At 50.8% G+C, this 22,341-nt stretch carries 27 protein-coding genes and 1 tRNA gene; 22 read left to right on the top strand and 6 right to left on the bottom strand.

The features are described from left to right. Nucleotides 1-56: 56 nt before the first annotated feature. Nucleotides 57-1,073 (top strand): S66 family peptidase, encoded by a 1,017-nt coding sequence (locus ACX1DY_RS02920; RefSeq protein ID WP_458962674.1) that lies wholly within the window; start codon nt 57-59, stop codon nt 1,071-1,073. Nucleotides 1,074-1,157: 84 nt separating this feature from the next. Here the strand turns inward: ACX1DY_RS02920 and ACX1DY_RS02915 are convergent, their stop codons facing one another. From ACX1DY_RS02915 to ACX1DY_RS02905, 3 genes are all read right to left on the bottom strand, one after another. Further along, a complete protein-coding gene (locus ACX1DY_RS02915) occupies nt 1,158-1,460 on the bottom strand; it encodes a YxcD family protein (protein WP_458962673.1) in 303 nt (100 codons plus the stop codon). Next, on the bottom strand, nt 1,447-1,875 hold the full coding sequence (locus tag ACX1DY_RS02910) for a hypothetical protein (RefSeq protein ID WP_458962827.1): 429 nt from the start codon (nt 1,873-1,875) through the stop codon (nt 1,447-1,449). Before ACX1DY_RS02910 ends, ACX1DY_RS02915 begins: the two co-directional genes overlap by 14 nt. A 121-nt stretch (nt 1,876-1,996) precedes the next feature. Next, complete coding sequence (locus ACX1DY_RS02905; protein ID WP_458962672.1) at nt 1,997-2,566, bottom strand: beta-class carbonic anhydrase; 570 nt, start codon at nt 2,564-2,566, stop codon at nt 1,997-1,999. A 382-nt stretch (nt 2,567-2,948) separates the two neighbouring features. Between ACX1DY_RS02905 and ACX1DY_RS02900 the strand changes: the two genes are divergently transcribed. The 8 genes from ACX1DY_RS02900 to trmD all read left to right on the top strand — a co-directional run bounded on the left by ACX1DY_RS02900 (nt 2,949) and on the right by trmD (nt 9,327). Beyond that, on the top strand, nt 2,949-4,466 hold the full coding sequence (locus tag ACX1DY_RS02900; RefSeq protein WP_458962671.1) for a carboxypeptidase M32: 1,518 nt from the start codon (nt 2,949-2,951) through the stop codon (nt 4,464-4,466). 95 nt (nt 4,467-4,561) lie between these two features. Next, complete coding sequence (trhA, locus tag ACX1DY_RS02895) at nt 4,562-5,209, top strand: PAQR family membrane homeostasis protein TrhA (RefSeq protein ID WP_458962670.1); 648 nt, start codon at nt 4,562-4,564, stop codon at nt 5,207-5,209. A 147-nt stretch (nt 5,210-5,356) separates the two neighbouring features. Then, complete coding sequence (gene ylxM / locus ACX1DY_RS02890) at nt 5,357-5,713, top strand: YlxM family DNA-binding protein (protein ID WP_458962669.1); 357 nt, start codon at nt 5,357-5,359, stop codon at nt 5,711-5,713. Between the two features lie 20 nt (nt 5,714-5,733). Beyond that, entirely contained in the window at nt 5,734-7,119 is a 1,386-nt protein-coding gene (gene ffh, locus ACX1DY_RS02885; RefSeq protein ID WP_458962668.1) for a signal recognition particle protein, read from the top strand. A 300-nt stretch (nt 7,120-7,419) separates the two neighbouring features. After that, nucleotides 7,420-7,692: a 30S ribosomal protein S16 gene (rpsP, locus tag ACX1DY_RS02880; RefSeq protein ID WP_019910363.1), complete on the top strand. Its 273-nt coding sequence runs from the start codon at nt 7,420-7,422 to the stop codon at nt 7,690-7,692. 22 nt (nt 7,693-7,714) lie between these two features. Further along, a complete protein-coding gene (locus ACX1DY_RS02875; protein ID WP_020432321.1) occupies nt 7,715-7,945 on the top strand; it encodes a KH domain-containing protein in 231 nt (76 codons plus the stop codon). Nucleotides 7,946-8,056: 111 nt separating this feature from the next. Next, nucleotides 8,057-8,581: a ribosome maturation factor RimM gene (gene rimM, locus ACX1DY_RS02870; protein ID WP_458962667.1), complete on the top strand. Its 525-nt coding sequence runs from the start codon at nt 8,057-8,059 to the stop codon at nt 8,579-8,581. Continuing rightward, a complete protein-coding gene (gene trmD, locus ACX1DY_RS02865; protein ID WP_458962826.1) occupies nt 8,581-9,327 on the top strand; it encodes a tRNA (guanosine(37)-N1)-methyltransferase TrmD in 747 nt (248 codons plus the stop codon). The genes rimM and trmD overlap by 1 nt, the downstream gene beginning before the upstream one ends. Before the next feature lie 616 nt (nt 9,328-9,943). On the opposite strand, the gene ACX1DY_RS02860 is transcribed toward trmD, so the two are convergent. Next, nucleotides 9,944-10,510 carry a helix-turn-helix transcriptional regulator gene (locus ACX1DY_RS02860; RefSeq protein ID WP_458962825.1) on the bottom strand — a complete coding sequence of 189 codons (567 nt, stop codon included), beginning with the start codon at nt 10,508-10,510 and terminating at the stop codon, nt 9,944-9,946. A gap of 118 nt (nt 10,511-10,628) precedes the next feature. On the opposite strand from ACX1DY_RS02860, the gene ACX1DY_RS02855 reads away from it, so the two are divergent. Next, nucleotides 10,629-10,702: transfer RNA gene (locus ACX1DY_RS02855), tRNA-Pro, on the top strand. Nucleotides 10,703-10,847: 145 nt separating this feature from the next. Here ACX1DY_RS02855 and ACX1DY_RS02850 read toward each other — a convergent pair. After that, entirely contained in the window at nt 10,848-11,036 is a 189-nt protein-coding gene (locus tag ACX1DY_RS02850) for a hypothetical protein (RefSeq protein WP_458962666.1), read from the bottom strand. A 230-nt stretch (nt 11,037-11,266) separates the two neighbouring features. Here ACX1DY_RS02850 and ACX1DY_RS02845 point away from each other — a divergent pair, with 230 nt between their 5' ends. After that, nucleotides 11,267-11,518, top strand: a complete 252-nt coding sequence (locus ACX1DY_RS02845) for a hypothetical protein (RefSeq protein ID WP_458962665.1) — start codon at nt 11,267-11,269, stop codon at nt 11,516-11,518. A gap of 87 nt (nt 11,519-11,605) precedes the next feature. Here ACX1DY_RS02845 and ACX1DY_RS02840 read toward each other — a convergent pair whose 3' ends face one another. Beyond that, complete coding sequence (locus tag ACX1DY_RS02840; RefSeq protein WP_458962664.1) at nt 11,606-12,556, bottom strand: hypothetical protein; 951 nt, start codon at nt 12,554-12,556, stop codon at nt 11,606-11,608. A 238-nt stretch (nt 12,557-12,794) separates the two neighbouring features. Between ACX1DY_RS02840 and ACX1DY_RS02835 the strand changes: the two genes are divergently transcribed. The 11 genes from ACX1DY_RS02835 to ACX1DY_RS02785 all read left to right on the top strand — a co-directional run bounded on the left by ACX1DY_RS02835 (nt 12,795) and on the right by ACX1DY_RS02785 (nt 22,252). After that, nucleotides 12,795-13,082: a hypothetical protein gene (locus ACX1DY_RS02835; RefSeq protein ID WP_458962663.1), complete on the top strand. Its 288-nt coding sequence runs from the start codon at nt 12,795-12,797 to the stop codon at nt 13,080-13,082. Between the two features lie 148 nt (nt 13,083-13,230). Next, a complete protein-coding gene (gene rplS / locus ACX1DY_RS02830; RefSeq protein WP_458962662.1) occupies nt 13,231-13,575 on the top strand; it encodes a 50S ribosomal protein L19 in 345 nt (114 codons plus the stop codon). A gap of 196 nt (nt 13,576-13,771) precedes the next feature. Further along, nucleotides 13,772-14,392, top strand: coding sequence for a signal peptidase I (gene lepB / locus ACX1DY_RS02825; RefSeq protein WP_458962661.1), 621 nt, complete (start codon nt 13,772-13,774; stop codon nt 14,390-14,392). A gap of 29 nt (nt 14,393-14,421) precedes the next feature. Then, nucleotides 14,422-15,282, top strand: coding sequence for a ribosome biogenesis GTPase YlqF (ylqF, locus tag ACX1DY_RS02820; protein WP_458962660.1), 861 nt, complete (start codon nt 14,422-14,424; stop codon nt 15,280-15,282). Between the two features lie 299 nt (nt 15,283-15,581). Beyond that, nucleotides 15,582-16,193 carry a ribonuclease HII gene (locus ACX1DY_RS02815; RefSeq protein ID WP_458962824.1) on the top strand — a complete coding sequence of 204 codons (612 nt, stop codon included), beginning with the start codon at nt 15,582-15,584 and terminating at the stop codon, nt 16,191-16,193. Nucleotides 16,194-16,283: 90 nt separating this feature from the next. Continuing rightward, a complete protein-coding gene (locus ACX1DY_RS02810) occupies nt 16,284-18,500 on the top strand; it encodes a DNA ligase (protein WP_458962659.1) in 2,217 nt (738 codons plus the stop codon). Beyond that, the gene (locus ACX1DY_RS02805) at nt 18,497-18,799 is read left to right on the top strand and encodes an EscU/YscU/HrcU family type III secretion system export apparatus switch protein (protein WP_458962658.1); all 303 of its coding nucleotides are present in this window, start codon (nt 18,497-18,499) and stop codon (nt 18,797-18,799) included. The genes ACX1DY_RS02810 and ACX1DY_RS02805 overlap by 4 nt, the downstream gene beginning before the upstream one ends. Further along, on the top strand, nt 18,796-19,182 hold the full coding sequence (locus ACX1DY_RS02800; protein ID WP_458962657.1) for a YraN family protein: 387 nt from the start codon (nt 18,796-18,798) through the stop codon (nt 19,180-19,182). Before ACX1DY_RS02805 ends, ACX1DY_RS02800 begins: the two co-directional genes overlap by 4 nt. A gap of 66 nt (nt 19,183-19,248) precedes the next feature. Beyond that, nucleotides 19,249-19,656, top strand: a complete 408-nt coding sequence (locus tag ACX1DY_RS02795) for a hypothetical protein (RefSeq protein ID WP_458962656.1) — start codon at nt 19,249-19,251, stop codon at nt 19,654-19,656. Between the two features lie 75 nt (nt 19,657-19,731). After that, nucleotides 19,732-20,241, top strand: coding sequence for a phosphoesterase (locus ACX1DY_RS02790; RefSeq protein WP_458962655.1), 510 nt, complete (start codon nt 19,732-19,734; stop codon nt 20,239-20,241). Between the two features lie 205 nt (nt 20,242-20,446). Then, entirely contained in the window at nt 20,447-22,252 is a 1,806-nt protein-coding gene (locus tag ACX1DY_RS02785) for a YifB family Mg chelatase-like AAA ATPase (RefSeq protein WP_458962654.1), read from the top strand. Nucleotides 22,253-22,341 lie beyond the last annotated feature (89 nt).

Below are 22,341 nucleotides of genomic sequence, written 5' to 3'. Positions count from 1 at the left end.
TTCGAAAGCGTGATACAATAATCAAATAACGCTAACAGAAGTTCAGGAGGTACAAGATGATTACATACCCAAATCTTAAAAACGGGGCAACAATAGGTGTGACTGCTTCCTCGTCGGGCGTAAGTCCGCAATCCTTGAAGGGGTTCGATGAGGCCTGCAGCCGTATGAAGGAGAGAGGATATCAGGTAGTCTGCGGAGATACAGTGTTCAAGCATGACAAGGCCAAATCATCTTCCGGGCAAGAGCGCGGTTTGGAATTTAACCGGATGATGAGTGACGATGCCATCGACCTCATCATCCCGCCCTGGGGCGGAGAGCTGCTGATCGAGATGCTGGAATTTATTGATTTTGAGCAGGTGAGGGACAAATGGATTTTGGGCTTTTCGGATATCAGCCTGCTGCTGCTTGTAATCACATTGAGATCGGGGATCGCGACAGCGCATGGACCAAGCTTAGGAGATTTGCGGGGAAAAGTTACAGATGACACGACGGCAATGTGGCAGACGGTGATGTCCACAGAGGCGGGAGGATCAGTCGTCCAGCATTCCTCAAAGAACTATCATAAAGAAGTGGAGGGCGCTGAGCCTTCGCCGTCACTGTTTCATTTACATACTCCGACTGTCTGGAAGACAGTATCCGGTGGTGATGTGACCCTGAAAGGCCGTCTGCTGGGGGGCTGTGTAGAGATTATACGACATATCATAGGCACACCATTCGGTGATGTGCGGCATTTCCGGGAAAAGCAGATTCATAATGAGCCGGTCTTATGGTATTTGGAAAATTGCAACCTGGATACGGCTGATTTGCGCCGGTCTTTGGTGCAAATGAAGCTGGCCGGCTGGTTCGAGAATTGCTCCGGCATCATGTTCGGCAGAAGCGGCACCAACGTTACTATGGAGAACTATATGATTGAAGATGTATACCAAGAGCTGTCTGAAGAGCTGGGGTTGCCTATTGTGTATGATCTGGATTTCGGTCATGTTCCACCGCAAATGACGCTGATCAACGGGGCATACGCTGAGGTTACGGTAGCTGATGGAGCAGGGACCGTAACACAATATTTCTACGAGTAGCAGACATAATAAAAAGGGGCAGCCAAAGTTAATGGCCACCCCTTTTTTTACCGCCTCTTTGTGAGGATTGCGATGCCGTATGCGTTACACATTCACTACCGCTGTGATCTCTTCATCCAGCTCCAGCCTTACGTCCTCCCGGTAAGCCCGGATACCGTATTCGCTGAGCATATAGCGGAGGATGGCCTCGATCATATTGGACTCTACCAGGTACTGGCTGCGGCCTTGAACCCACACCTCCGCAGTATATCCGGTGTCTTCCTCCCAGCTAAGCTCTACCTGAACCTCTTCGACACGAACCGCCTTGCGCTCAGCCATATGCAGGCAGATGGCGTTAATAATTTCATCCATGCTTAGAATGGTGGTCTGCATATTAGTAACGTCCATCCCGCTCTTCAAGTCTGCGCCGCTGCTGTCTGCGGCGGAAGAAGGACATGATCATCATCACCACGAGATAGATGGCGAGCATGTTGATGGCGAATCCGAGAATGTTCCCGAAGGCACCCATCCCGGCGAACATTCCGCCGAAGAGGAGGCCGGCGATTCCGCCGATCATCAGGCCTTTCATTAAGCTGCCGCCGCTGAAAAATCCACGGTTCGTCTTGGCTGCTGTACCGGCAGCCGTTCCTTTGGTGCTATCGCTTTGTTTCACATTATCTGTGGTTGATTTCTTCGGCGTCGTGGTAAATCCCCGGGTTCCGGATTTGAAGCCTCCGCCTCCGCGCCGCGCATCTGCAAAGTCAGGAACGGTTACGGCGAAGAACAGAGTAAAAGCCATGAGAATCATCATTACGCGTTTCATTGGTTTCATCGAGTACAAGTACCCTCCTAAAGGTTCTGTGAGCAGTGCTCACATGGAATTTGTGTATCTGCACGGTAATACGCAGCACATCCAAGGAGGTTTCAATTTTTAAATATCACAATTATTGATTCTCAGCATACCCGTCCGACACAAGCTCAAGCGCTCCGGTTGCCGGATCAATGATCATGCCGTGAACAGGGATGTTTGGAGGGAGCAGAGGATGGCGCTTAATCAGCTCCACAGTCTGAATAACCCCTTCTTCCACATTATCGAACCCGCGCAGCCATTTCGTCAGTTTGATACCAGAATTCTCGAGCGTGGACAGCACTTCTTCGGAAACACCGCGTTCTTTGATCGAGTTGATCATTCTGTCCGCGTTAAGGGAGGCCATCCCGCATTCGTAGTGACCCACGACAATGACCTCGTCCGCATCAAGCTCATATAAAGCGACCATGACACTGCGCATAACGCTGCCGAAGGGCTGTGAAATGACTGCGCCGGCATTTTTAATGATTTTGACATCGCCGTTCTTGAAGTTCATAGCCTTAGGCAATAGCTCAACAAGACGTGTATCCATACAGGTGATGATTAGCATTTTTTTGTCAGGAAAACGGCTGGTCAGATAGGCTTCGTATTCTTTTTTTTCTACAAAGTTCTTATTAAACTCCAAAATATCAGTAATTTGACTCATGACCATACAGCCTCCCAAAAAGTAATGTGTATTTAGATTTCTTGAATATTCTCCATACAGCTTGCAAACGGCCCGCCTTAGATTGCTATATATTATACTCCCTAGGCCACAGTTTCGCTTGAAAAGATATTTTACGCTTTAACGTGTTACCCGAGCTTGAACATTCCCGGTTTATTGTTAAGACCTGCTCTAAGCTTGTTCCCGGCTACAGATGTAACCTGAATCTTCATGGATTGCTCACACTCCTTTACATTAGATATCGCTTGATGCCGCTCTGAAAGTATTTCAAATTAGAGATATAGGCTCTGAAGTTGATTATACGGATTTAAAAAAGTATCATCAAGAGGAGCTGGTAAAAACAGAGAAAGCGGGTGTTTGGAGAATGGAACAGTTAGTTAAGGAAGAATGGGAGAAATTTCAAGAGCTATTATCCAAAATTTGCGGGTACATAGAAACGATGGGGCTTCTTCATTGGGATCTGCGTACTGGTGCGCCGCGTAAGGGTGTAGAGATCCGCTCGAACACAATCGGGATGATCAGCGGGGAGATCTTCAGACTGGAGACTTCACCGGAAATGGGGGCATTCACCGAATATTTCAGCCGCCCGGAAATCAAGAGCCAATTGAGCGAGATTCAGAATAAAATCGTCAAGGACCGCCGCAAGGAATACGAGCGCAGCCAAAGCATCCCCGCCAAAAGCTTCGAGGAATATTCCGTCCTCGCCGCCCATGCGCAAACCATCTGGGAGGAAGCGAAGGAAGCCGATGATTTTGCTTCTTTCGAACCTTTCCTAAGCAAAATTGTTGCGTATAAACAGGAGTTCATCAATTACTGGGGAGTTAAAGACTCACGTTATGATACGCTTCTGGATATGTACGAGCCTGATTTAACGGTAGAAAAGCTGGATGCAATCTTCGGCCGCCTGCGCAGCCGCCTGGTGCCGCTTGTGGAAGCCATTTCTGCGTCATCCCACAAGCCGGATACGAAGTTTCTGGACCAGATTTTCCCCAAGGAGCAGCAGAAGAAGTTCAGTTTGTTCATTCTGGAGCAAATGGGCTTTGACTTCGAGGCAGGCCGTCTGGATGAGAGTGTGCATCCGTTCGCTTCCGGCTTGAATCCGGGGGATGTGCGCATCACGACGAACTACTTGCTGGACAACGTCCCGAGTGCTATTTTCAGCTCGCTTCACGAAGGCGGACATGCCCTGTATGAGCAAAATATCAGCAAAGACCTCGTTGGCACAACGCTTGCTCAAGGCGCTTCCATGGGTATACATGAATCCCAGTCCAGATTATGGGAAAATATGATCGGCCGCAGCCGCTCCTTCTGGCAGCGTTATTACGGCGATCTGCAGCAGCATTTTCCTGAGCAGCTTGCCGGTGTAGAGGTCGAGGATTTCTACCGTGCAATCAATAGCGTGGAGAACTCCTTCATTCGTATTGAAGCGGATGAGCTGACCTACAATCTGCATATTATTGTCCGTTATGAGATTGAGAAGCTGATCTTTAATGAAGGGCTGGAGGTTAAGGATCTGCCTAAGGTTTGGAATGCCAAGTATCAGGAATACCTGGGAATCACACCTCCGACCAATGCGCTTGGCGTGCTGCAGGATGTTCACTGGTCGGGCGGGGACTTTGGTTATTTTGCCTCCTACTCACTGGGGAATATGTATGCCGCACAAATTCTGAATACGCTGCGCAAAGAGCTGCCGGAGTTCGAGGAGCTGATTGCCGCCGGGAATCTGCTGCCGATCAAGGAATGGCTCACAGACAAAATCTATCGCCACGGACAGAGTCTTACGCCTTCACAGATTATCGAGCAGGTGACTGGCGAGCCGCTGAACCCCGATTATCTGGCCGATTATCTGGAAGCAAAGTATAAGGAGCTCTACAAGCTGTAACTAATTTATTGGCCCGCGCAGCCTGCTGTAAAGTGGAAGGACATCACTGAAGAGGATATAATAGAAGAAAAGCGTACAATGGAAGGAATCGTAGGATGGCAAACACACACACATACAGCCGCAAGGAAGAGGTTGCGAATGCAATTACGCATGGAATTGGAGCATTATTAAGCGTAGCTGCACTTGTGCTGCTGGTAGTCTACGCCGCTCAGAGCGGCACTGCCTGGCATGTAGTCAGCTTCTCCGTTTACGGTGCTACCATGCTGCTGCTGTATATTAATTCAACGTTGGTGCATAGTCTCAGGGATGGAAGGGCCAAGGACTTTTTTGAATTCATGGACCATTCCTCCATCTATTTGTTCATTGCCGGTACTTATACTCCTTTTCTGCTGGTAGCGATACGGGGAACACTGGGCTGGACCCTGTTCGGTGTAGTTTGGGGGATAGCGGTGTTTGGTGTTTTCTTCAAAGCCTTCTTCGTCAAAAGATTCCTGTTCATGTCAACCATCTTCTATATTGCCATGGGCTGGCTGATTGTGATCGCCTGGAATCCGCTCTCGGCGGTGATGGCGGATGGGGGCATGAATCTGCTGCTTGCAGGCGGGCTGCTGTATACACTTGGAACGGTTTTTTATGTGTGGCGGGGCTTTCCTTACCATCACGCGATCTGGCATTTATTCGTGCTTGGCGGTAGTATAGTTCACTTTTTTGCAGTGCTGCTGTACGTGCTGCCGATACGCTGAATCGCGCTCTGTACCGGGAAATTTTACTCTGATGAACAAAGAAAAAGATGACAAGCAAAAAAGCTTGACATCTTTCTTTGTTTTAGGTATCATAAGGGACGTTGTGAAGCTGTAAAGTGTTTTTCCTTGACGAAGGGAGTGCCCTTAATGAGTCAGGAGAATAGGCTCGAGAAAACCAACCGGATCAACCTGTTATTTGCTTTCTATGAACGCCTGCTTACTGACAAGCAGCAGACGTTCCTTAAATATTATTTTCACGATGACTTCTCCCTGGGAGAAATCGCCGCAGAGTTTGATATCAGCCGCCAAGCCGTGTATGAGCATGTCAAACGGGCGGAGCAGGTGCTGGAGAATTACGAAGAGAAGCTAGGCTTGCTTAAGAAGCATGAGAGCCGCAACAAATACTTAGATGAACTGCGCAGACTGCCGGAGACTGGGATGCTGCCTGAGCAATATAAACTGCGTTTCACGGAAATTGTGGATCGTTTGCAGAGGTTAGAGTAGCATGAAGGGAGAAGCTGCATATGGCGTTTGAAGGTTTAACCGGAAGATTGCAGAATGTGTTCAGCAAGCTGCGTGGCAAAGGGAAAGTATCTGAAGATGATGTAAATGAAGCCATGCGCGAAGTGCGGCTGGCCCTTCTGGAAGCCGATGTTAACTTCAAAGTAGTCAAGGACTTCGTGTCCAAGGTGAAGGAGAAATCCATTGGCAAGGAAGTAATGGACAGCTTTACTCCCGGCATGGTAATTATCGACATCGTTAACAAGGAACTGACCGAGCTGATGGGCGGAAGCCAGGCGAAGCTGGCCAAGTCGAACAAGCCGCCGACTGTGATCATGATGGCCGGTCTGCAAGGGGCCGGTAAGACGACCACTTCAGGGAAGCTTGCGAAGCTGCTGCAAAAAGGAAATCACCGCCCGTTGCTCGTAGCGGCCGATATTTACCGTCCGGCTGCGATCAAGCAGCTGCAAATACTGGGCGAACAGATCAAGGTTCCTGTCTTTGCGCTGGGTGATCAGACGAGTCCGGTGGAAATCGCCAGACAAGCTCTGCAGCATGCGAAGGACAACAGCCTGGATTATGTGATTATTGATACCGCAGGCCGCCTGCATATTGATGAAGAGCTGATGGAAGAGCTGAAGCAGATCCATACCGTTGTAAATCCAGACGAAGTGCTGCTTGTCGTGGATGCGATGACCGGTCAGGATGCCGTCAACGTCGCCGACAGCTTCAATAAGCAGCTTGAGCTTACCGGCGTAGTGCTGACTAAGCTGGATGGCGACACTCGCGGTGGTGCCGCGTTGTCTGTCAAGGCTGTAACCGGCTGCCCCATCAAATTCGCCGCACTGGGCGAGAAGATTGATGCACTGGAGCCTTTCCATCCGGAGCGTATGGCCTCCCGGATTCTCGGAATGGGCGACATGCTGTCGCTGATCGAGAAGGCCCAGGCCAACATTGATACGGAAAAAGCCAAGGAAATGGAACGTAAAATGCGCAACGCAGAATTTACGTTCGATGATTTCCTGGAGCAGATGGATCAGGTGAAGAAGCTTGGTCCAATCGACCAGATCCTCGACATGCTGCCTGGCATGAACAAAGCCAAGGGCATGAAGGACCTCAAGGTCGATGACAAGCAGATGGGTCGCGTCGAAGCCATTGTTCATTCCATGACCAAGGAAGAGAAGGCCCAGCCCGAGATCATCAACCACAACCGCCGCAAGCGCATTGCCGCCGGCAGCGGAACCAACGTGGCCGAAGTCAACCGCCTCATCAAGCAGTTCGATGAAATGCGCAAGATGATGAAGCAGTTCTCCGGCATGATGGGCGGCGGAGGCAAGGGCGGCAAGAAAAACGCCATGAAGCAGCTTAAAGGCCTTGCCGGCAAAGGAATGAAGTTCCCATTCCGCTGATCTTTTGACCTCCATCATTTATTAAAAGATCAGACATAGTACAACATCAGATGATCAATCGGTCTTGATCTTAGTCTTTTGACCTTAATCTTTCTCCCGTCTCTAGGTCACGCCGCAGTTAAGCGTGTCCCGCAGGGACGGCAAGCGCTCCTACTCCTAACTCCCCAAGTCCAGCCAGTCTGAACACTTACGCTAATTGCACTTAGACGGGTGTCCAGAGGGCAGAGAGCCCTTGGGGCCCTCCCTTGGCTAAGGGAGGGTTTGGGAGGGATCGAAACTATTTTAAGGAGGTGAAATTTCGTGGCAGTACGTATTCGTCTGAAAAGAATGGGTGCACATAAAGCTCCTTTCTATCGTGTAGTGGTTTCCGATTCCCGGTCCCCTCGTGACGGTCGTTTTATCGAGGAAATCGGTTATTATAATCCGATTGAAGTGCCGGCAGTGGTTAAGATTGATGAGGAAAAAGCTCTTAAATGGCTTCAAACAGGTGCGCAAGCATCTGACACCGTGCGCAATCTGCTTTCCAAAGCAGGCGTGATGAAGAAGTTCCATGAGCTGAAGCAACAGAAATAATGACTGATTGCGAGGGTCCTCTATGGAAGAATTAGTTGGAGTAATTGCTAAGGCTTTAGTGGATCACCCAGAGGATGTGGCCGTACGGACCGTGGAGAAGGATCACCTGATTGTATATGAGCTTTCCGTACATCCAGATGATGTCGGCAAGGTTATCGGCAAGCAGGGGCGGATCGCCAAAGCGCTTCGAACCGTAGTCACATCTGCAGCAGTCAAGAGCGATAAACGCGTTACCGTGGATATTTTATCTTAAAAAATGCGTTCAATGAGGGGCTAGGGATAGTATATCCCGGCTCCTTTTTGTTCAAATATATAGCTAAGGAAGTTGTTCATTACGCGCAGGGCAGGTAAAGGAGAGGGTTAAATGACGGAAGAGCTGAACGTAGGCAAGCTGATTAATACACACGGAATCCGCGGAGAGATCAAAATATTGTCCTCAACCGATTTTCCAGAGGTCCGTTTTGCACCTGGCAAAAAGCTGCTTGTGGTCCCCGCTGACGGAAGCCCGAAATTTGAGGTTACAGTGGAATCCGCCCGGGAGCATAAGGGAGTGTATATCGTCAAGCTGAAGGGATATACCAATATTAATCAGATCGAGAAATATAAAGGAAGCATGCTGAAGGTTCCAAGTGATGATCTGGTAGATCTGCCGGAGAATGAATATTACTTCCACCAGATCGTCGGCTGTGAGGTGTACACCGATGAGAATGCCAGCCAGCCGCTCGGCACGATCAAGGAGATTTTACAGCCCGGAGCCAACGATGTCTGGGTGTTGAAGCCCGCCAAAGGAGCAGATATTCTGATCCCGGTCATCGACGACGTAGTGCTGAATGTGGATATAAAGGCTAAGAAAATCACAGTGCACCTAATGGAAGGACTGCTGCCATGATGCGGATTGATGTGCTGACACTTTTTCCGGAAATGTGCGAGGGCGTGTTCAGTACAAGCATTCTTGGCAAAGCCCGTGAAAAAGGGATCGTCTATCTGAACGCGGTCAACTTCCGTGACTTCTCAGGGAACAAGCATAACAGTGTGGATGATACGCCTTATGGTGGAGGCGGAGGGATGGTGCTTAAGCCAGACCCGATTTTTGCCGCAGTGGAGCATGTGCTTGACGCATCCGGCAATGTGGAGCCGGTGAAGCCGCGAATCATTCTGATGTGTCCGCAGGGGCAGCCTTATAATCAGCGTATCGCCGAGGAATTAGCCCAGGAGCAGCACCTGATTTTTATCTGTGGGCACTATGAAGGTTATGACGAGCGGATCAGAGCGCATTTGGTCACGGATGAGCTGTCTGTCGGGGATTATGTTTTGACCGGCGGAGAGCTGCCTGCTCTCACAGTCATTGATTCTGTGGTGCGGCTGCAGCCCGGGGCGCTGGGCAACGAGACCTCCGCGGTTACCGATTCGTTCAGCACCGGGCTGCTGGAGTATCCCCACTATACACGTCCGGCGGAATTCCGCGGCTGGAAGGTACCGGATATTCTGCTAAGCGGCCATCATGCCAATATTGAGGTGTGGCGGCGTGAACAGGCGCTGCAGCGAACCTTGGAACGCCGGCCGGATTTGCTGGACACCGCTGATCTGTCAGACAAGGATAAAGCAATACTTGCACGTCTGAAGCAGGAGAAGTAAGAAAGCTAATTCGCGGAAATTTACCATTAGATGGAATTTATTGCGTCTCTTTAACGTATACTACGTTGAGGAGGCGTTTTTTGCTGTGTACTGAAAAATCTGTGCGCTGAAAAAATACGAGCAAGTGTGCGTAATCATCCTGTATTTAGGGTAAATAGAGAGAGAGAGGAAATTATTCTGCAGCAATAGCCGCAAGCTTCTCTACTATTGAAAGGAATGAACATTAGTGACTACGAAGCCGCACGAAGAACTCAAGCCAGACGTGGACACTGTCCACAAGGAAGCGGAGCCGCTCCGCACCGTAAGTGATATTATTGATTTTTATAAGAACCGGAAATCATATGACCAAGTGTGCACATGAAAAAAGACCGTCCGAAGACGGTCTCTCTACCCGAGGCGCTAATTTGAAACTTTGATCCGTATCCCGCGCCACCAAGGCCAGTTGTTCAGCCGTTGGTCCGGGTAAGGGATACGTTCAACATGTCATGCTTGATGTGAACGCACCTCCTTTCCTTGTGCCAAGAGTATAGCACAGCCTATACGAAAAAACCATACTATTTTAAAGCATAAGAAATGGAAATTTTTGAGCCTGGTCAATGGTGTCACTCTTCAAACTTCAGATTCTGCGCTCCATTGGAAGGTCGGTATCGGTGACCGGAATGTCCATTCCTACTTCTTCAAAGGTGCAGTCATCCAGCCAAGCCTTTCCGGCTCCTGAGAGAATAATGCCGATGTTAAGACAGTTTGCCTCTGCCGGGATATCCAGCACACAGGCGTAATAATTCCAGTCAGTCGTTCCCTTAATGCTTCTGTACTGCATATTGTCAAAGCCCAGCATGTTCTGGAGCTTGTCATCAATACGCATCCATAATCCGCACCAGCCGCTGACCTCCTCGGTTCGGACAAAGCCGGCAAACCGCATCCTTTTTTCGTAAATTCCTCTCTTTCTTGAATCAATAAAGTCCCTTAATGCTCTTGTAAAAGCTTCCTGGCTCTCAAAGCCGTAATGCAGTGCAATATCCAAAATACGTTCGTCGGAGTAGAGGAGCAGCTGGGCAGATGAGCTTAACCTGCGCAAGCGGATGAATTCAGCCACACTTTTACCGACATATTTTTGAAAGATGCGGTGAAAATGAAATTTGGAGAATCCAGCCTCCTGTGCTCTGAAATTAGCATACCTCACCTGTGCAATTGAGTTTTGATAATTCTTGCTATCCAATTTTTACTTGAATCTAATACTAATCTGCGGTATATATAAAATGTAGGTAAAATATCACCTTGGCTTCTACTGTACATAATTGCGGGGTATAGCGCAGCCTGGTAGCGCGCACCCTTGGGGTGGGTGAGGTCGCAGGTTCAAATCCTGTTACTCCGATTTAAGAAGGACATTTTTACAAAGGAACCACGTTCGGCCGGGGAGTGTCCCGGAGAAAATGGTTCTTTTTTGTTGCACAAAAAAACACTTCTAAGCGGTGCTGTCCGCTAGAAGTGTTTTTGAAGGATATTCCATTTAACTGGCTCTAGGCTCTGCCCCGGCGGTCGCGGACCAGCATCACGATTCCTGAACCAAGCGCGTAAAGGGAAACAACCGCAAGCAATACAACTGCCCATGTGTAGTTGCGCACCGTATAGGTGAGCGAGGCGAGAATGATAAACCAGGCGATGCGCAGCACCCCTTCATTAATAAATCTTCTGCCTGCTGTACTCATGATTCCTGCCTCCTTAAATATTATTGAAATACAAAGCACATCGTAAGCGCTTTTAATTGTGTCTATTATATTAATAATAACTCCTTTCCTTCAAAAATGATACACAATGTTCACAAGTTCTTTGTTTCACAGGTGTTTTTGTCATAGTTATTTATTTTAGTGGCTTTCGCCGTTGCCGGCTTATCCCCTTCCGCATAAAATACAGCAATTCGAATAAGGAGGGTTCGCTGGTGGAAGCTTATTATAATTGTCTGAAATGCAAAAATAAAAGAGTGCGCATCCTGACCACTGATGGCAAGCGTCATGAAGGGGTTATTGTAGATGTGGACAGAAACAATGTCTATTTGAGAACGAAGGGCAATGGCAGAGTAACAACCTCGGGATATAATCCTTATGGCAATTATTATGGCGGGTTTTACGGCTATGGCAGTGAAATCTTGACACTGAGTTTATTCACCCTGCTGGCAATTGCGCTTATTTGAGGCTAAAGGCACAGAAAATGGACCATCCTCAGTTTTGTGGGGTGGCCCATTTTTTATAGTGTAGAGTTTGGGGGGCTGCATCCTATTCTAATTCTGTACGGCAATGGAACCGATTTGCGTAGAGAGTGAGAGCAGGGGGCCGCCTCCGTTAAACTCCTTTTTTCCTTTTGAGGTGCCTGTAATTTGTCCAAGCTCGCTTGATGCTTCCACGGTGCATTTCAGATTACTGGCGAGAGAGGCGGTGATTTTACCTATTTCGCTCTTGACGTTAAGGCTGCTGCCGGGCTCCATTCCATTGATATCAACTCTGATGCTTCCGGTGTCGGACTTTATTGCAGATTTGCCGCTGACTTGGGCATTCTCCAGATGAATTGATCCGACATTGCTTACAATATGAAAGGTACCCTTTAGGTCTTGCAGCCCGATCGCTCCAATATTATTGTTGATCTGATATTCAGTGATATTGGCCGGAACTCCGATTTCATAGTCGATGCTGATGTCTGAGGAGCCGAATTTTTTTTGTGCCCAAGTCCAGAGATCCTTTTGGGGATTATCTTTTGCGTGTGTGGAGACGATCAGCTTGTCACCGCTGGCTTCGATGGATACCTCGGCATTATCCAGAATTTTAAGGCTAGTCTCATGGTTTGAAACATTATGCGTGGCAACCGTTGCTTTTACAGTGAGGGAATCATCCTTAGTGGACGTCACCTGCACTTCTCCGATTGCGTTGTCAAGACTGAGCACTGAGGCTGATCCGGATTTCAGTGAGGTTGTAAGCTCTTTGCTGATGCTCTTCGAATTTATCTCCTGGCTCACTTTAACTGCAGTATTTTGAACGGCCTGCTCTACATTTGCAGTAATCTGGCCAAGCTCCTGCTTCGCTGTCTCCACTATCTCTTCATGGCTTTTTCCGGACAAGCGCTGTTCAAGCTGAGCGTCAGCTGCTTCCTTGCCCGGCAGTTCCCGGCAGCCAGCCAAGAGTGCAATAGAGACAACGGCAATCGCCGCGATAATAGCGGTATTATGATTTCTTTTCAATTTACAGACCCTCCCAAAGGTAATCTTCCTGCTTATGTATAAGCAATATTATATATTATGGAAAAAATTGAAGAACAGGCCGCAGACGGGTTGCTGTACTGGACTAAAGTCCAGGGGAGATACCCGGCTACATTTTAATGAAGGGGTATGCTAAAATAACAGTAGAATTTACATTTTAACGGAACGCGTTTCGGGTTGAAATACGCTTGGACTAAAAAGCAGGGGAGCGGATGAGCAAATGACATATACAGCAGTTCTAGCTGTGTTGTTGGTTGGTGCGGTTCTATATTTTGTATCCCGCAGCCGGAAGAGCAAGCCCTCAGGCCCCAAGACGGGACCCACCAGCAATGTGATCTCTATGGATAGGCACCGGAAAGCCAAGCAAAGCTCTGCAGATCAGCTATGTTCTTCGTGTAAAAAGAAAAACGGCAAGCTGATCTTTTATGCACAGGATAATGGAACTGTCGTGGGACTTTGCAAGGATTGCCAGAGCAAGGCGAAAAAACGGGATATGCTGCCGCTGTAGCTCCTAAGAAATAAGTTGTCTTTATTATTCAGTTGTGATATTATTATTTCTGTTGTGTGGAATACGGTGGTCCGCTGCGGATGATGAGGGAGAGCGAGGGTCTCTCCGGAAGAGGCAAGAACACCTGTACGGAAGGAGGAAGTCCTGAATGAATATCCTACAAGCGATTACGCAAGAGCAGCTTCGTAAAGACATCCCGAGTTTTCGCCCGGGTGACACTTTGAAGGTGCACGTAAAAGTTATCGAAGGAACTCGTGAACGGATCCAGTTGTTCGAAGGCGTTGTAGTTAAACGCCGCGGCGGTGGAATCAGTGAGACTTTTACAGTTCGTAAAATCTCTTACGGTGTTGGTGTGGAAAGAACTTTCCCAATCAACTCGCCTAAGATCGAGAAAATTGAAGTGGCTCGCCGTGGTAAAGTGCGTCGTGCTAAGCTTTATTATCTTCGTGACCTGCGCGGTAAAGCTGCAAGAATTAAAGAAATCCGTCGCTAGTATAGCGGCAAAGGAGAGGGGCTTGAGTTCAAGCCCCTTTCGTTTATCCTTGAGGAATAGAATGGACCTGGAATATATACGCCTTAGGATCAGCTTCTCCGAAAAGGCCTCCTGACGGAGTATTCGTGGAGGAGTTTTTGGCAGGAGCTTTTTTGTTGTATAGTGAGAGTAGCATATATAGAGAGGACGGTGAGCCATGCAGCAGGATTTGCAGCAGGGACAAGATGAGGTTGCCCAGCCTGATGGCAAGAATCCCCGTAAGCCCAAAAATGAAGTATTGGAATGGATCAAGGCCATTGCCATCGCGTTAGTTCTGGTGGTGTTGATACGCTGGCTTTTGTTCAAACCATTTATTGTTGACGGACCGTCGATGCAGCCGAACTTTCATACCGGTGAACGGGTGATTGTGAATGAAATATTGTATGACATCCGCTCTCCTAAGCGCGGTGAGGTCATTGTGTTCCATGTACCTTCAGAGGGCAGAGATTTCATTAAGCGTGTAATTGGTGTGGCCGGAGATACGGTTAAGGTTGAAGGGGATGTCGTTACGGTTAACGGCGAGCCGGTGAACGAGACTTATATTCAAGGTGCGATTGATGAATCGCATAAGAACAACGAGCTGTACAACGATAAGAATTTCCCTAATGAAAAGTTCACCGACGGCAAAGTGCCGGAAGGACATGTGTTTGTCATGGGGGATAACCGCTCAGATAGTACAGACAGCCGGATGATTGGCTATGTGTCGCTGAAGGAAATTGTCGGCCGTGCAGACCTGATCTTCTGGCCAGTCAAAGATATTTCGGTAATTAACCATTAAGTTGACGGAAGTCAAAGGAGGTGACGGCGATGGCCATTCAATGGTTTCCTGGTCATATGACGAAGGCTAGGCGGCAAATCGAGGATAAGCTGAAGCTGATTGATGTTGCAATAGAACTGCTCGATTCCCGTCTGCCGTTTTCCAGCCGCAATCCGATGATTGATGATATTCTGCGGGACAAGCCAAGGCTGATTATTCTTAATAAAGCAGACCTGGCTGATCCCGAGGCGACCCGGAAGTGGCTGGCGTATTTCAAAGCGGAAGGGCATGTTGCCCATCCTGTTGATGCGGCTACCGGTACGGGCATCAAGGAAATTCCTGAGCAGGTCAAGCTGCTGCTGAAGGACAAGATCGACCGGCAAATTGCCAAGGGAATCAATCCGCGGGCCAGCCGGGCGCTGATCGTCGGGATTCCCAATGTGGGCAAATCCACGCTCATCAACCGGATGGCCGGTAAAAATATCGCCGCCACCGGCGACCGCCCGGGTGTCACCAAGGGTCAGCAATGGATCAAAACGGGCGGTAATCTGGAGCTGCTGGATACTCCGGGAATTCTGTGGCCGAAATTCGAGGATCAGGAGGTAGGTTACCGCCTGGCGGTAACCGGAGCGATTAAAGAGGAGATCCTGAACGTTGAGGATATCGCTTTTTTCGCAGTCAAGTATCTGGTCAGGGATTACGGCGGGAGCTTTCAGGAGCGATTCGGAATCGGGAAGCTTCCCGAGGATCTGGAGAACCCAGACGAGATCGTTGCGGTGATGGAAGAGGTAGGCCGCAAACGCGGTTGCCTTATCAGCGGCGGACGGGTGGATCTGGAGAAGGCTTCCCGCCTCCTGCTGCATGATCTGCGGGCGGGCAAGCTTGGCCGCTTCACGCTGGAAACGCCATAATCGTCAAATCGAACGCAGAAGAGCCATCCAATGGTATTGGGTGGCTTTTTGCGTTGAGGTTTTGTGAGACAACGTGGAAACATCAGGCAGCATTTTGAGGGAGTATAAGCACCCAGAGTAAACTATGTAAGTTGAATACATAAAACGGGGCAAAGTTCAACTTAAATGGATCAACGGCTGTTGCTAAATATTATGAGCAAAAAGAGGGATGACCCCACGGCTATTATTGTGATAAGCTGGCTTGTACAGGATGCTGGGAAATTTGAATTGGCGGTGGAGAAATAGTGAGTGCTACGGATATGTTGTACTATGAAAAAGCTGGGTGGGAGCAGGATTACCGCCGCATTGCCGGCGTTGACGAGGTGGGCAGAGGCTGTCTGTTCGGCGATGTTGTCGCAGCGGCAGTTATTTTGCCGGAAGGCCTGATTATAGAGGGTGTGGATGATTCCAAGAAGCTGACGGCGAAGAAGCGGGATGCTCTGTTCGAGATCATTATGGAGCAGGCGCTGGCCGTTGGTGTCGGTCATGTGGATTCGGCCGTTATAGATGAAATTAATATTAAGCAGGCTTCACGTCTGGCGATGAGAAAAGCGGTGGAGGGCCTGGTCCACACTCCGGATTACATGCTGATTGATGCCGAGAATGTGGATCTTCCGCTGCCGCAGCGTGCGATCATCAAAGGTGATGCGAACAGCCAGTCCATCGCCGCGGCGTCGATTGTAGCCAAGGTGACGCGTGACCGTCTGTGTGAAGGTTTATGGGAGGAATTATACCCCGACTACGGCATTAAAATACATAAAGGGTATGCCACCAAGCTTCACCGTGAACAAATACTCGCTCTGGGACCAACCCCTATGCATCGCCGCAGCTTCATAGGCAAAATTCTGGCGGACCAAATGACTTTGTTCTAGGTTGTTATCAGCGTGCGCGAAGGATTCTTATAAAAAGGTCAAAATTGCCGATATAAATGGAAAGGGAAACTGGAAGGGAGGGGAAACGGGATGAATATCGGATCTGTTATACGCGGATTGCTTGGCGACACTAAAGCGGGAGAAGCCAAGACAGTAGAGCTGAAGGAAGGCCAGGTTGTCCGTGGTGTAGTGCTGAGCGTATCCGATTCCGGTAAAGAGGCTGTGGTGCAAATACAGGGCACTCCGGTCCGGGCGGAACTCGAAACGCCGCTGCAGCCGGGACAAACATTGAATTTGCAGGTTGCGCCGCCAGGAGAAGGCGGCTTGCCTGTGTTGAAGCCGGTCTCCCTTGGCGAGGCGGCGCTGGCTTCTCCGCAGAGCATGGGAGAAGCGCTGGAATCACTGGGACTGACAGATTCCAAAGCGGGCCGGGAAATTATTCAAGCTATGGTATCCGGTGGAGTAGCCTTGACTAAAGAAACGGCGGCAAAGCTGGATGCAATAATAAATGCCAAACCGGTAAACGTACCGGTATCCGAATGGCTGGAGGCCGCAGTGATTTCGGTAAAACGTGGGCTGCCGGTTACGGCTGAAAGTGTGAAGGGGCTGCAGCAGGCGGTATTCGGGCCAAAGCTTCATCAGCTATTGGCTGCTCTGGAAACGGAAATTGGTCTATGGATGCAGCAGGAGCAGGAAGCTGGCGGCAATGGAAGCTCAAGTGCTTCTGGCGCCGGAAAGCCTGCTGCTGTTATACCTGGTACATCCGCTCCGGGTCCTGCTGCTCCTCTGGCGGGAGGAAAGGTGGCCCCTGAGGCTGCGGCGCAGGTTGCCGATGCTGCTGATACGGCGGAAGGTACCGCTGCAGGCCAGGCTCGTACAGTTCCGGATGAGTCTCAAGCTGCCAAAGCTACTGCTCCATCGTCCGGGACACAAACGGCTGCTACCGGGAAAACCGAGAATGCTGCCGGTAATCCGGCTGCAGCTCTTGCCGGCAATTTGGTTGCTGATGAGGATCAGTCTCCGGCTGCAGCTTCCTTGGGGAAAGGCGGAACGGCTGCTGCCCAGCAAGTTGAAGGCGGCGAAACTATAGAAAACGGGGCTTTGCCTAGAGCGGCAAATGGTGAACCTAGTGCAGCCTCAAGGCCTGCTGCATCTGCAGGTGTGGCTGCTGCGGGCAGTTCTGCTGCTGCTTCTAATGCTTCTGCTGCGGTTGCAGAAGAGGCTGCTGGGCGTTCCGGGGCGGAGCCGGAACGCGCAGAGCCAGCGGCAGCAACCGCTGCCGCTGGCAAAGGTGCCGCAGCTTCGCCTGCGGCACCGTCCGGGGCCGCCCTGCTAGCGAAGCTGCAGGGCGTGCTCACCGAGCTGCGCGGCACGCTGCCGCAGCTCGCCACAGCCCCGCCCGCTGACGCGGCGGGCGCTGGCCCTGCCCCTGCGGCTGCGCAGCCGCAGGGCACCACAGCCCCGCCAGCGGCGGCGGGGCAAGAGCAAGCCCCCGCGGCTGCGCAGCCGCGCGGGGACAATCCGTCTGCGGCCGCGGCGCCGCAGACGGGCACCGCCCCTACCCACGAGACGGAGTCGTGGGTGGGGCGGGTGCTGAAGCTGCTCGGTGCGGAGCACGAGCAGCAGGCCGTGCGCGGCGACGGCGGGAATGCCGCCGCTGAGGCGCGGGGCGCGGCGGTGCCGGCGGCCGCGGCAGGGCGTGAGGCAGCGCTGCCGCAGGCGGCGCTGGCGAGTGTGGGTGGCGGAGGCGATAACGCCGCCGACACGCTGAAGGGCCTGCTGCTGCAGGTTCTGGGCAGCAGCGAGGCGCCGCCCGCGGTTAAGGAAGCCGCGGGCCAACTGGTGCAGCAGCTCACCGGGCAGCAACTGCTGCTGAATACGGACCGTACAGCGCCGTTTGCGCAGGTTACGATGTTCCTGCCGCTGAAGGGGCCCGACGGACAGGAGACGGCCTCCGTTCATATCCAGTCGCGCCGGGGCCGTAAAGGCGAGCTGGATGCGGCGAACTGCCGGCTCTGGTTTGATCTGGATATGAAGCAGCTCGGCCAGACGCTGGTGGATGTTCAGGTCGTTGACCGGATAGTCAGCCTGAAGCTGCATAACGATACGCCATGGGTACTGGAGCTGCTGGAAGAGCGGCGTGAGGAGATTAAAACAGCAGTGGAATCTATAGGATATCAGCTGCTTAGCCTGCGGACCGAACCCTTGCCTGAGCCTGCATCAGCAGCGGCTTCCCTCGCCAAAAATGTAGCCAGGCTGGCTGACTATGTGCCGGATTCATACAAAGGAGTAGATTACCGCATATGAGCGAACCCGTTAACGAAGTTACACCAAGTCGCAAAAAAGCGGTGGCGCTTAAATATACTCCCGGCCAGAACGAAGCACCGGTCGTTGTAGCCAAGGGACACGGTGCAATAGCAGATAAAATCCTGCAGACGGCCAAAGAAAACGGAGTGGCTGTCCAAGAGGATGCCGCACTGGTGGAAGTGCTCTCCAAGCTGGATCTTGACCAGCAAATTCCTCCGCAGCTGTATCAGTTAGTGGCGGAGATTCTAAGCTATGTCTACCAGAGCGACCGTTCTGCCGGGGAACGGAGGCAGAAGTGAGCGTAACGCCGGCCGGAGAGCATTATAACCGCAAGCAAAAGGGAGCTGCCGGGGAAACGGCTGCTGTCCAGTATTTGTCTGCCCAAGGCTACAGGATTGTGGACCGTAATTGGCGCTGCCGCAGCGGTGAGCTGGATATTGTTGCTGAATATGGAGAGGCTCTCATCTTTGTTGAAGTCCGCAGCCGCGGCGGCAGCAGTCTGCAGGGAACTCCCGAGGAGTCAGTAGATGAACGGAAAATTCGTCAGGTGCGGTCCACCGCCCAGGTATATTTGCATATGAAAGGCCAATATGAGCGGCGGATTTCATTTGACGTTATCTCCGTAATGTTGAATGACGATATGAGCGTTGCTTCGCTCAGTCATATCCGTGAAGCTTTTTAAGGACGGCGTAGCCGCTTCCGCTTGTTAAAGTTATTGTTCATAGCCGCCATGAGGAGGGCTGTCTGCGTGATAAATCAGCCATTTGATATACAGGTGAGTTTTACTTGCCAATACTGCGGTAACAAAGTTTCAGTGGAACTGGGTGCGGAGCCTGTATCCGTTGTCTGCTGCAGCAAATGCAGCAAGACCTTTACCGTCATGCAGCCAGCTATCGCCGATGAAATATTGATTGATTGGAAGAATGAAGCCTTATTCCAAAAAATCCGGGCAGAAAAAACCCAGAGCAGTAATGACAGTCTGCTGTCGCTTTTAATCCGGGTTATAGAGCTGCTGACCTGGCGGGATAAAGGCAACGGACAGGTGGAAGCGATCAAGGAAATGCGTAATTGGCTCATTGAGCATGATGAAGTTCCGCCACTTGCTGAATTGATTAATCTGGATGAGAATAACCGGCGTTCCACTAAGCGATACTGAAGCTATTATCTAAGACTCCGAAGCATCCGGCGGAATGGGGCATCGGAGTCTTTTATCAAGTAAGGGGGGACGGAGATGTCTAACGTTTTTTTTACCTCAGATCATCATTTTGGACATAAGCTGATTATTGATTTTGAATCTCGCCCGTTCAAGAATGTCGAGGAGATGGACCGGGTGATGATCGAACGCTGGAATTCCGTTGTGAGCACGCAGGATACCGTATTTCACTTGGGGGATTTCTCATTTCTGAAGCTGGAAGACACCCGCAGTATTGTGTCCGCGCTGAACGGCTACAAAATACTGATCCTCGGCAATCACGACCGCGGGCGCGGCCGGAGCTGGTGGCTGGAAGCCGGGTTTAATGAGGTTAGTGAATACCCCCTTATTTACAAAGACTTCTTTTTTCTTTCACATGAACCGATGTATATGAATAAGCATATGCCTTACGTGAATGTGCACGGTCATATCCATGGACAGAAATATGAAGGAAAAAATCACTTCAACCTTTGTGTGGAGCACTGGGACTATACCCCGTTATCTTTTGAGCAGATAAGGGATGCGGTAGTGGTCAGTGAGGAAGGTTAATCGAATTTCCCTTCATTGTTGAGTTGCATAAATATGCAAAGTTCCGAGGATTATGAGTATTATTGCCTATAGGTATTGATTATATCAAGGTAAGCTCTGTATACTTAAGAGAATAGAATTTTCGGAAAATTGAGGAAGCACCCTTTTTCTTGAACTTATACCGCTCTGCTGTGAGCGTATTTCGGGAGAAGAGGTGTTTTTTGTTATGTATGGAAAAATGCACAGTGCGTGCTTGTACGGTATTGACGGCGTAATGATCGGTGTGGAAGTAGATCTGGCCAATGGTCTCCCCCAAACGAATATAATTGGGCTTCCCGACTCTGCAATTCGCGAAGCTGTGGAAAGAGTGCGTGCTGCCGTCAAAAATTGCGGCTACCGTTATCCCCAGCAGCGCGTCACAATCAATCTTGCTCCGGCCGACCTGCGCAAGGAGGGGTCAGCGTTCGATCTGGCGATCGCCCTCGGCATCCTGACGACCAGCGGCCAGCTTGTCATGCCTGAAGTGGAGAACATGCTGCTGATTGGCGAGCTGGCACTGGATGGAAGTCTGCACCCGGTTACCGGCGTGCTGTCGATGGTTGAAGCTGCACGGCGGGCGGGCTTGCGGGCCGTTCTGGTACCTGCAGAGAATGCCGCTGAAGCCTCGCTGATCAGTGGCATGAAGGTGTATGCTGCCGATCATCTGCGGCAGTTGCCACTGCCGATGCAAGAAACAGATAAGATCGTAGCGGTCAGTAAGCAGCGGGGAGGCAAGGAAAGGAGGGACACTGAGCTGCGTCCGATCCAACCGAAATTGCAGGATGAGAGTGGGCTGACTGATGCGAAAGCCGCCGGCTATCCGGCAATAATCCAATCGGCAGATTCTAATTCAGAACCGGCGTCTTCTTTACAGACGAATCAGCTTCCCTTCCCTGTCTCTGTCAGTACAGGCTTGGCTGCGCCGGAACGCCCTCCGGTCACGGTGCTATCTTTGGAGCACCTGAGATATGTTCCGTCATATAAGCTTTCAGGTGCGGCTGCTGCAGCAGAGAATATGATGACTGAGGATTACAGTGATGTGCTCGGGCAGAATCATGTGAAGCGGGCACTGACAATTGCTGCAGCAGGAATGCACAACATTATTCTGATGGGCCCGCCGGGCACCGGCAAAACGATGCTGATCAAACGTCTGCCGGGGATACTACCTGATCTGAGCGATACCGAATCGCTGGAGGTGACCCGGATTTTCAGTGCTGCCGGCAAGCTGAAGGATGCTCATCGCGGGCTGCTGCGCAGCCGTCCTTTTCGGTCCCCGCACCATACCATTTCAGCGGCAGGACTAATCGGAGGCGGGGGAATCCCGAGGCCTGGAGAGGTGAGCTTGGCACATCGCGGCATTCTTTTCCTGGATGAGCTGCCCGAATTCTCCCGCAATGTGCTTGAGGTTCTGCGTCAGCCGCTGGAGGACAGTGTGGTGACAATCAGCCGCGCCCGTGCTGCTTTTACATTCCCGGCACAATTTTTACTCGCTTGTTCGATGAATCCGTGCAGTTGCGGATATCTGGGAAGCGGGGGCATGCAGCAAAGATGCACCTGCTCCCCGGCCAAAATCGCACAGTATCGGAGCAAGATCTCTGGTCCTCTGCTGGACCGGATTGACATGCAGGTTGATGTTCCACGTCCTAAGGAATGGGGGGAGCAGGGGACTTCATTATCTTCAGCAGAGATGCGTTCTGAGGTATTGAAGGTTCAGGCCATTCAGGCAGAACGCTACAAGAATCTGCCGATTTCCTGGAATAGTGAGCTTTCGGGGGCTGCCCTGCGGCGCTACGCCGGGCTTAACAAAGAGAGCAGGCTGCTGCTTAATGACATTCTGGAGAGTCTCGGCCTGAGCATGCGGGCCCATGACCGGATCATCAAGCTAGCCCGCACAATAGCTGATTTGGAAGCAGCGCCTGACATTACTTCCGCCCATCTGGCGGAGGCTGTGCAGTACCGCAATCTGGATCGGCAGGCCGTAGCAGAGGAATAATACATTTATGGTGCCGAGTTCATATTATTAATGGTTTTCTTAATCCTACAAAAAACAAACCGCCCGGAATTTCCGGACGGCTTGCATGC

It is taken from the genome of Paenibacillus sp. BAC0078, assembly GCF_054483875.1.
The sequence above is the reverse complement of the archived record's forward strand: the minus strand, read 5'-3'. Positions and strand labels throughout refer to the sequence as shown.

What these genes read in the sequence shown, in the direction of transcription:
- ACX1DY_RS02920 (WP_458962674.1), top strand. Translation starts at nt 57, where the DNA reads ATGATTACATACCCAAATCTTAAAAACGGGGCAACAATAGGTGTGACT.
- ACX1DY_RS02915 (WP_458962673.1), bottom strand. Translation starts at nt 1,460, where the DNA reads ATGGACGTTACTAATATGCAGACCACCATTCTAAGCATGGATGAAATT.
- ACX1DY_RS02910 (WP_458962827.1), bottom strand. Translation starts at nt 1,875, where the DNA reads ATGAAACGCGTAATGATGATTCTCATGGCTTTTACTCTGTTCTTCGCC.
- ACX1DY_RS02905 (WP_458962672.1), bottom strand. Translation starts at nt 2,566, where the DNA reads ATGAGTCAAATTACTGATATTTTGGAGTTTAATAAGAACTTTGTAGAA.
- ACX1DY_RS02900 (WP_458962671.1), top strand. Translation starts at nt 2,949, where the DNA reads ATGGAACAGTTAGTTAAGGAAGAATGGGAGAAATTTCAAGAGCTATTA.
- trhA (WP_458962670.1), top strand. Translation starts at nt 4,562, where the DNA reads ATGGCAAACACACACACATACAGCCGCAAGGAAGAGGTTGCGAATGCA.
- ylxM (WP_458962669.1), top strand. Translation starts at nt 5,357, where the DNA reads ATGAGTCAGGAGAATAGGCTCGAGAAAACCAACCGGATCAACCTGTTA.
- ffh (WP_458962668.1), top strand. Translation starts at nt 5,734, where the DNA reads ATGGCGTTTGAAGGTTTAACCGGAAGATTGCAGAATGTGTTCAGCAAG.
- ACX1DY_RS02875 (WP_020432321.1), top strand. Translation starts at nt 7,715, where the DNA reads ATGGAAGAATTAGTTGGAGTAATTGCTAAGGCTTTAGTGGATCACCCA.
- rimM (WP_458962667.1), top strand. Translation starts at nt 8,057, where the DNA reads ATGACGGAAGAGCTGAACGTAGGCAAGCTGATTAATACACACGGAATC.
- trmD (WP_458962826.1), top strand. Translation starts at nt 8,581, where the DNA reads ATGCGGATTGATGTGCTGACACTTTTTCCGGAAATGTGCGAGGGCGTG.
- ACX1DY_RS02850 (WP_458962666.1), bottom strand. Translation starts at nt 11,036, where the DNA reads ATGAGTACAGCAGGCAGAAGATTTATTAATGAAGGGGTGCTGCGCATC.
- ACX1DY_RS02835 (WP_458962663.1), top strand. Translation starts at nt 12,795, where the DNA reads ATGACATATACAGCAGTTCTAGCTGTGTTGTTGGTTGGTGCGGTTCTA.
- rplS (WP_458962662.1), top strand. Translation starts at nt 13,231, where the DNA reads ATGAATATCCTACAAGCGATTACGCAAGAGCAGCTTCGTAAAGACATC.
- lepB (WP_458962661.1), top strand. Translation starts at nt 13,772, where the DNA reads ATGCAGCAGGATTTGCAGCAGGGACAAGATGAGGTTGCCCAGCCTGAT.
- ylqF (WP_458962660.1), top strand. Translation starts at nt 14,422, where the DNA reads ATGGCCATTCAATGGTTTCCTGGTCATATGACGAAGGCTAGGCGGCAA.
- ACX1DY_RS02815 (WP_458962824.1), top strand. Translation starts at nt 15,582, where the DNA reads ATGTTGTACTATGAAAAAGCTGGGTGGGAGCAGGATTACCGCCGCATT.
- ACX1DY_RS02810 (WP_458962659.1), top strand. Translation starts at nt 16,284, where the DNA reads ATGAATATCGGATCTGTTATACGCGGATTGCTTGGCGACACTAAAGCG.
- ACX1DY_RS02805 (WP_458962658.1), top strand. Translation starts at nt 18,497, where the DNA reads ATGAGCGAACCCGTTAACGAAGTTACACCAAGTCGCAAAAAAGCGGTG.
- ACX1DY_RS02790 (WP_458962655.1), top strand. Translation starts at nt 19,732, where the DNA reads ATGTCTAACGTTTTTTTTACCTCAGATCATCATTTTGGACATAAGCTG.
- ACX1DY_RS02785 (WP_458962654.1), top strand. Translation starts at nt 20,447, where the DNA reads ATGTATGGAAAAATGCACAGTGCGTGCTTGTACGGTATTGACGGCGTA.